Annotated in this window: 4 protein-coding genes; all 4 read left to right on the forward strand. The window is 54.9% G+C overall.

The features are described from left to right. The first annotated feature begins 132 nt into the window (after window positions 1-132). Window positions 133-2,196, forward strand: coding sequence for a methyl-accepting chemotaxis protein (locus AABZ39_18985; GenBank protein MEK6796866.1), 2,064 nt, complete (start codon window positions 133-135; stop codon window positions 2,194-2,196). Window positions 2,197-2,425: 229 nt separating this feature from the next. Further along, complete coding sequence (locus tag AABZ39_18990; GenBank protein MEK6796867.1) at window positions 2,426-2,923, forward strand: chemotaxis protein CheW; 498 nt, start codon at window positions 2,426-2,428, stop codon at window positions 2,921-2,923. 6 nt (window positions 2,924-2,929) lie between these two features. Beyond that, entirely contained in the window at window positions 2,930-3,247 is a 318-nt protein-coding gene (gene cutA / locus AABZ39_18995) for a divalent cation tolerance protein CutA (GenBank protein MEK6796868.1), read from the forward strand. Between the two features lie 76 nt (window positions 3,248-3,323). Then, on the forward strand, window positions 3,324-7,356 hold a 4,033-nt coding region (locus tag AABZ39_19000; GenBank protein MEK6796869.1), incomplete at its 3' end, for an MG2 domain-containing protein.

A 7,356-nucleotide genomic window follows, 5' to 3' on the forward strand; every position in this document is an offset into this window, starting at 1 on the left:
CCATTTGCAATTATTTCGCTGCGTTACCACAATTGAAAGTCACACACTTTGAAACATATGCAGTTGTTTCGCCGCCGATTCCGGCATATAATGGCACCGGTCAGGATGTACACCTGACAAGAGGAGATGCCGGTGGACGAGAATAACCCATATCTCGACGGAAGGCGTACGCTGACGAACAGATCGCTCTTCCTGCGGTTCACGCTCATCTATTGCATCTGGGCGACGCTCGCCGGGGCCGCGGTCTTCCTCCTCGTCGGTTTCGGGCTGCGCGTAACGAAAGAGCAGCTTTCGCTCATGCTCATCGGCGTATTCGCCATCGTGCTCCCGGCGATAATACTTTTCGACATGCTTGCGCTGGTGATACATTATCGCCCGCTCTCACGGTTCCTCCGGACGCTCGATGCCGGAACGCCCGACAGGCAGCTCGCCGGGGAAGCGCATGTATGTCTGCTTAATTTCCCGCAAAAGACCTTTCTCCGCATCCTTCTCGTGCACGGCCTTTCGAGCGAACTCACCGGTATGATCGTTATTTTCGGGATGAACGTTCTGTTCAATGCCGGATTTCAGGCGGTGCATGTGATCTCGATATCGCTCAGTCTTCTCATCGTCGTCCCCACGCATGCGATATTCGAATACTTCTTCGTGCTGGGGATCACGCGGCGCATCATCCCGTTCATCCAGCGCTACAGCGGCGGCGTACCGCAGGGACTCAGGAAGAAGCTCATGCCGCTCAACATCAGGACAAAGCTCATTCTGCTGTCATTCTTCATCTCTTCGATACCGCTCATCGTATTGGGATTCACGCTGCTGTATAAATCGTACACCGGCGAGACCTGGCAGAGCCTGGCGGTATGGGCGATCGCGCTCATCGTACTCATGGCGAGCGCCGGCATTTCGATGTCCTTCCTCATGGCGAAGGATGTCGGCCATCTCACCGGAAGGCTCTTTGCCGAGATGCATACCGTCCAGGAAGGCGCGCTCGATGCCGATCTTGTCGTGCTCACGACCGACGAATATTCGCGATTGTTCGAGAGCTTCAACAAAATGGTGAGCGGCCTCAGGAACATCGTGCTTTCGGTGAAGACAAATATCGATACCTCAAAATCGCTGGGCGACGACCTTGCGGGGCGCACGACAGCCAATGCCGCAACGGTGAAACAGATCGCCGCGACGATCGGCTCCATTCGGGATGTCATCGACCATCAGTACAGCCAGGTGGAAAGCACCGCACAGGCGAACATCACGCTCAGATCGAACATCGATAATATACTCGGCACCATCGGCTCCATCATCGGCGAGACAGAAAGGCTTGATACGCTCATCAACGACCAGGCGTCGAGCTCTGAACAGATCGCATCATCGGCGAACGAGATGGCTTCGACGACCGAGAGCGTGCGCGGCCTCGCGGGGAATGCGAACACCTCGGCGACGAACCTGTATTCCGTCTCTGAGAAGGGCAGGCAACTCATGCAGCAGACGGTCAAGAACATGGGCACGGTGCTCAGCGCCATGGGGCGGATAAGCGAATTCGTCCTCATGATAACCTCGGTCGCATCGAAGACGAATCTCCTTGCCATGAACGCATCGATCGAAGCCTCGCATGCGGGGAGTTTCGGCAGGGGGTTCGCTGTCGTGGCCAATGAGATCCGAAAGCTCGCGGAGATATCCAATAAACAGGCTGAGAACGCGAGGCGTTCGCTCAAGGAGATCGAGGGCAGCATTCGGCTTACGGCGGATGACCTTGAAAAGACCGGCGAGAATTTCAATCTCCTTGCCGCGGAGGCGATCAATGTCACCATGACCATCAGCGAGGTGAACCGGGCGATGGAACAGCAGGCCATCGGGTCAGCAGAGATGGTACGGTCGATAACCCACGTCTCGGGCATCGCATCCCAGATAAAGGGGAATTACAGCCATATCAATGAGGCTATGGGTTCGATAAGAAATATCACGAGCGCTGTCGAGCATTCTTCGCGCGCTACCGATGCCGCCATTGAGACGCTCAAGGGGACGTCGGCCGCGGTGAAAACGAACGTGAACGACATGGGGCTGGGCGCAGAACAGATACGCCAGTCGACGGAGGACGTTCTTGCAATGACGGTGCGCATGGCCGATAGCATCGCCCTGCTTGAGCGGGAGATAAACCGTTACAAGACCACGTCCCCGACAAGCGACGTCCAGGGGAAAAAATAAAACCACCGAGTGCACAGAGGAAGAAGAGAATTGAAGATGGCAATAATGTATCAGTTAGCATCGTTCTGTGATTATCCTGCATTCTATTCGTTCTCGGTGTTGTCTCTGTGCTCTCCGTGGTTTCTCTTTGTCCTTTTTATGGGTTTTGGATTTATCCTGTCGTTGCAATCAGCTCCCTATATGATATAATCAGCGTGATCACGATGCCTTGTTCGACGAGGAGAGCGCTATGGATGTCTTTGTGCAGAAGAAAGATGGTGTTGCAGAGAAAATAGACGCCAATGTGGTCCAGCTCGTAACCTTTCGCCTCGCCGACGCCGAATACGCCATTGACATCATGCAGACGAAAGAGATAATCCGCATGGAGAAGGTGACGCTCATCCCCAATGCGCCGGATTTCGTCGAGGGCGTCATCAATCTTCGCGGCAATGTCATACCCGTCATCGATCTGAAGAAGCGTTTCCATCTGAGAGAGGCCGAGGGTGTCAAGAACGGATGCATCGTCATTGTCCGTATACAGAAGATGGAGATGGGCATTATCATCGATGCGATATCGAAAGTGGTGCATATCCCCCAGGCGGATGTGCAGCCGCCGCCCGCAGTGCTCGCCGGCATCGGCGAACGGTATATCACCGGCGTTGCCAAAGTGGATGAGCGGCTTGTCATGATACTCGACCTTATGAAGCTCTTCTCGTTCGAAGAGCAGGAAACGCTTAAGAAGATGTGAGCCGGTATGGCCGTTTCGCTCATACTCACGACGATAACCAAAGAGCATGAACACAAGTTCTGCCATCACCTGGTTAAGCATCGATTTGCCGCCTGCATAGAACGATTCGATGTGAAAAGCGTGTATTGGTGGAACGACAAGCTCTGCGACGAACATGAGGTATCGCTTATCATCAAGACGCTGCCGAAAAAACGTGCGGCCTGCATACGCGAGATAGAGCGCACGCATCCCTACGACTGCCCGCAGGTGATAGTGCTCGCCGCCGATGTGGCCACCAGGAATTATCAGCGATTCCTCCATGACTCTCACTTGCTCAAACGATGACAGACGGGATGCATATCCCCGTTACTTTTTTCCGCACTGAACGTTGTACTGCACGAACTCTATGAGGAGGCTTCGTATGGAACGATCGTCCGTTCATGTCCGTATCATCGGTGTCTTGGCGGTCTTTTGCCTGGGGCTGTCCCCCCTCGCCGCGCAGGGCTCCGTCCTGAACTATCTCGGCGAACCGCAGAAGATAGTAACACCCAAGACGGAGACGCGCACTGCAGCCGCGCAGTACAAACCGTCGGCGGATGAGACGAAGCTGTATGATCAGTCGATGACGCGTGTGCGCGACCGAAAGGAGATCGAAAGCGCGATACGCGATTTCGAATCGAAATTCCCGAAAAGCCCTCAGGTAGAGACGCTCTACTATAATGCTGTCGAGCAGATATATTATTCCGGTAAAAAAGACACCGTTGAGAAATGGTGCAATGAATATTTCGTGAAATATCCGACGGGTGCGCACAGCGAGCGGGTGCTCGATTATTACCGCTGGGCGAAAGATATCTATCTTGAGGTCTATTCACATTCATCGTTCACGCCCGATGATGAGTCATCGGTATATCTCAATATGCGCAATACCGGAGTTGTGACGCTCGAAGTGCATGCCGTGCCGGGCAATGCGGTCAACGTCCCGCTCCGCGAGATAGACCCCTATCGCTTTCCGCTGACGGCGAACACCAAAGTCGCGGAAGTGACCCAGGATGAAAAACAGTCCGCTCCGTGGGCTGAGAAGCGAACGTTCTACGGGGCCGTGAAACTCGGGAAGTTCAAGCCCGGGCTTTATGTCGTGCTTGCGAAGTCAAAGGATATACAATCGGCCACCATCGTTTCCGTTTCGCGCCTGGGCGTCGTTGCCAAAAGCGATTCGGGAAGGAGCGTGCTGTTCGTCATGGATAAGGTTACCGGCGAGCCGGTGCGCGATGCGTCGATAAAAGCATATTACGGCGAAGAACTCGTTGCGACCGGCGCAAGCGATGGCGACGGGATAGCCGTGCTCCCGAAGAACGCGAAATACAGCGGCGGTTTTGCCCTGACCGTGCGGCGCGAGAATGATATCGCTTTTATAGATGTGTATCAGGGCTACGGTCAGCAGAAGACATATAAGACCTATTTCTATACGGACAGGCCGGTGTATCGCCCGGCGCAGACGGTGAATTACAAGGTCATCATACGCGAGAAGAGCGAGGGTCTCGCCTACGAGATACCCGGCGACAAGTCGTACAAGGTGGTGATAGAGACACCGACCGGAAAGAAGGTGTATGAGAAAGAGGTGCAGGCGAACGAATACGGCGCGCTTGCGGACGCCTTCGTGCTCCCCGAACGCGCCGACCTCGGCTGGTATCGCTTCCGCGTCTTCACCGCGAACGGTACGCAGATAACCGATCAATTCTACACGTACTGGATGCCGGAAACGGTGAAGGCGTTCCGCGTTGAGGAATACAAGAAGCCTGAATTCAAAATGGCCGTTACGCCTGAGAAGCCCTCGTACATGAAGGGCGATGATGTCACCATGAACGTCGATGTGAAATACTACTTCGGCGAGCCGGTAAAGAAGGGCATCGTGGAATACCGCATCACCTATGCGCAGCATGCAGTGCCTTATTGGTATTACTATCCCTTCGCTTGGTACTACTATGAAGACTATGGCGGCGATGATGACGATGACCGCCCCCGCCGCCGCGGACGCGGCCGCTACAATCGCACGTACGAGGAAGTGCTCATCGAAGGGAAAGCGGAGACCGATGAACACGGCGTATGCAAAGTGAAATTCAAAACGAAGGATATCCCCTACGATGCAAAATACACCGTGTCGGTGAAAGTGACCGATTCATCACGGCGCATGATAGAAGGGGGCGCATCGGTGAAAGTGGCGCAGGCGGAATTCGCTGCGACGCTCCGTGCTGATAAATACGTATATCGCCCCGGCGATAAGGTGCTCCTGACGTACAGCGGCAAGGACATCGAGGGAAGATCGTTCCCCTTCGCCGGTGAACTCACGATCGAGCGTTATGACTACAACCGCGGGAGCGAGCAGCGGGACAAAGTGCTCACGCAGGAGATAAAGACCGAAGCGAGCGGGAGCGGTGTATTCACGTTCGCGCCGTCGAAGGAAGGGAATTACTCTATCACGCTGACGGCGAAGGATTCGCGGGGAAGGGTAGTGAGCGCACGCCATAGTGTCTACGTGGCCGGCTACTCGTATCAATCGTTCTACAATTACTCATCGCTTACGATAGTGCCGAATAAGGACCAGTACGACATCGGCGATACTGCCACCATGATGATACAATCGCCGTACCCGTCGGGATATGCCATTGTCTCCTATGAGGGCGAACGCCTTCTCGGCTATAAAGTGGTGAAGATGAACGGCAGCGTCATCGTGCTTGATTGCCCGCTCACCGAAGCGCACGCCCCGAATTTCTATTACACGGTGACCATGGTGCGGCAGAACCAGATGAGCACCCAGACAAAACCCCTCATCGTTCTTCCGAGAAAACGGTTCCTCAACGTGGAGATCAAGCCGAACAAAGCGTCCTATCGCCCCGGTGAGACGGCAACGTTCGCTCTCAAAGTGACCGACGGCGCGAGAAAGCCGGTGGCCTGCGACCTTTCATTTTCGCTCGTCGATTCATCGCTCTACTATATCCAGGATGAATTCGCGAAGGATATACGCGAATTTTTCTACGGCAGAACACAGTTACGCGTCTATACCGGGAATTCGTTCCATGTATACTTCCAGGGAAAACGGCGCTCCTCGCTCGCGGCGGGTGCGGCGTCCCCGTCCACGACTGCTGACCGTGAAATGAGATCGGAATCCGTGTCGAAATCATCCGACTGGAAATCGAAAAAGGATGGCGCAAGCGATGATGATGCGCTCGGCAACAACAAGGAAAAAGAACCCGAAGTGCGCGGCTATTTCCCGGACACTGCGTTCTGGGCCCATTCGATACGCACCGGCGATGACGGCACGGCACTGGTGACCATAAAAATGCCCGACACGCTCACTGCATGGCGCGCGACGGTGCGTGCGGTCACACGAGAGACTGGCGTGGGGAGTGAACGCACTGAAACAGTGACGTTCAAGAACCTGCTCTGCCGGCTCGAACTGCCGCGATTCATCACACAGGACGATGTGCTCACAATATCGGGAATCGTACATAATTACCTCAAAACCGAAAAAAGCGTCCGCGCAGAATTGACCGCGACGGGTGTGAATATGGCCGCATCGAACAGCATGCGCGACAGGCTTCCCACGGGTGTTGATAAACGTTTCGACTGGAAGGTCACCGCTGATAAACCCGGCCGCGCAGAATTCGTGCTCAAGGCGCTTACCGACGAGGAAAGCGATGCGATGAAGCTCTCCATACCGATACTCCCGCACGGGCTTCAGCGCCGCATTGTATCATCGGAAGTGCTTTCCGGCGGCAGTATTTCAAGGACACTCGAATTGCCTGACAGCGCGCTTCGCGATACCGCCGAACTCACTGTGAATGCGAGCGGATCGATAGCCGCGGCTATGTTCGCCTCGCTCGATTATCTCATTGGCTATCCCTATGGCTGCGTTGAGCAGACGATGAGCCGTTTCCTCCCGAACGTCATCGTGGCACAGAGCGTCAAGCGTTTGAAACTGCCGGAGCCGGAAATATTCAAGAAACTCCCCGATATGATGGAGAAAGGACTTACGCGCCTCTATGATCTCCAGCACGGTGACGGCGGCTGGGGCTGGTGGAACAACGATGAGACGCATGCCTACATGACGGCTTATGTGATGTACGGATTATCGCTCACGCGCGAGGCGGGGTATCAGCTCAATGAGAACGCGTATTCCCGCGGACGCAGCGCCCTGCTCACGATATACGGCCGCGAAAAACCCTCCGACATCAAGGCGTATATGGCGATGAGCATATCCTATCTCAAGGATACCGATAAGAAAACGATCATCGATCTCCTGCAGAGTGAAAAGGAGCTGTCCACGTACGGGCGCGCGCTCCTTGCCATGGCGCTCATACGCATCGGCGAACGGGAGAAAGCGTCGCCGCTCATACGTGCGATAAAAGCGAAGGCGACCGAAACAGAGACATCATGCTTCTTTGCCGGCGAGAGCT

The sequence above is a fragment of the Spirochaetota bacterium genome (assembly GCA_038043445.1).
In the GTDB taxonomy this organism is placed as follows: Bacteria; Spirochaetota; Brachyspiria; order Brachyspirales; family JACRPF01; genus JBBTBY01.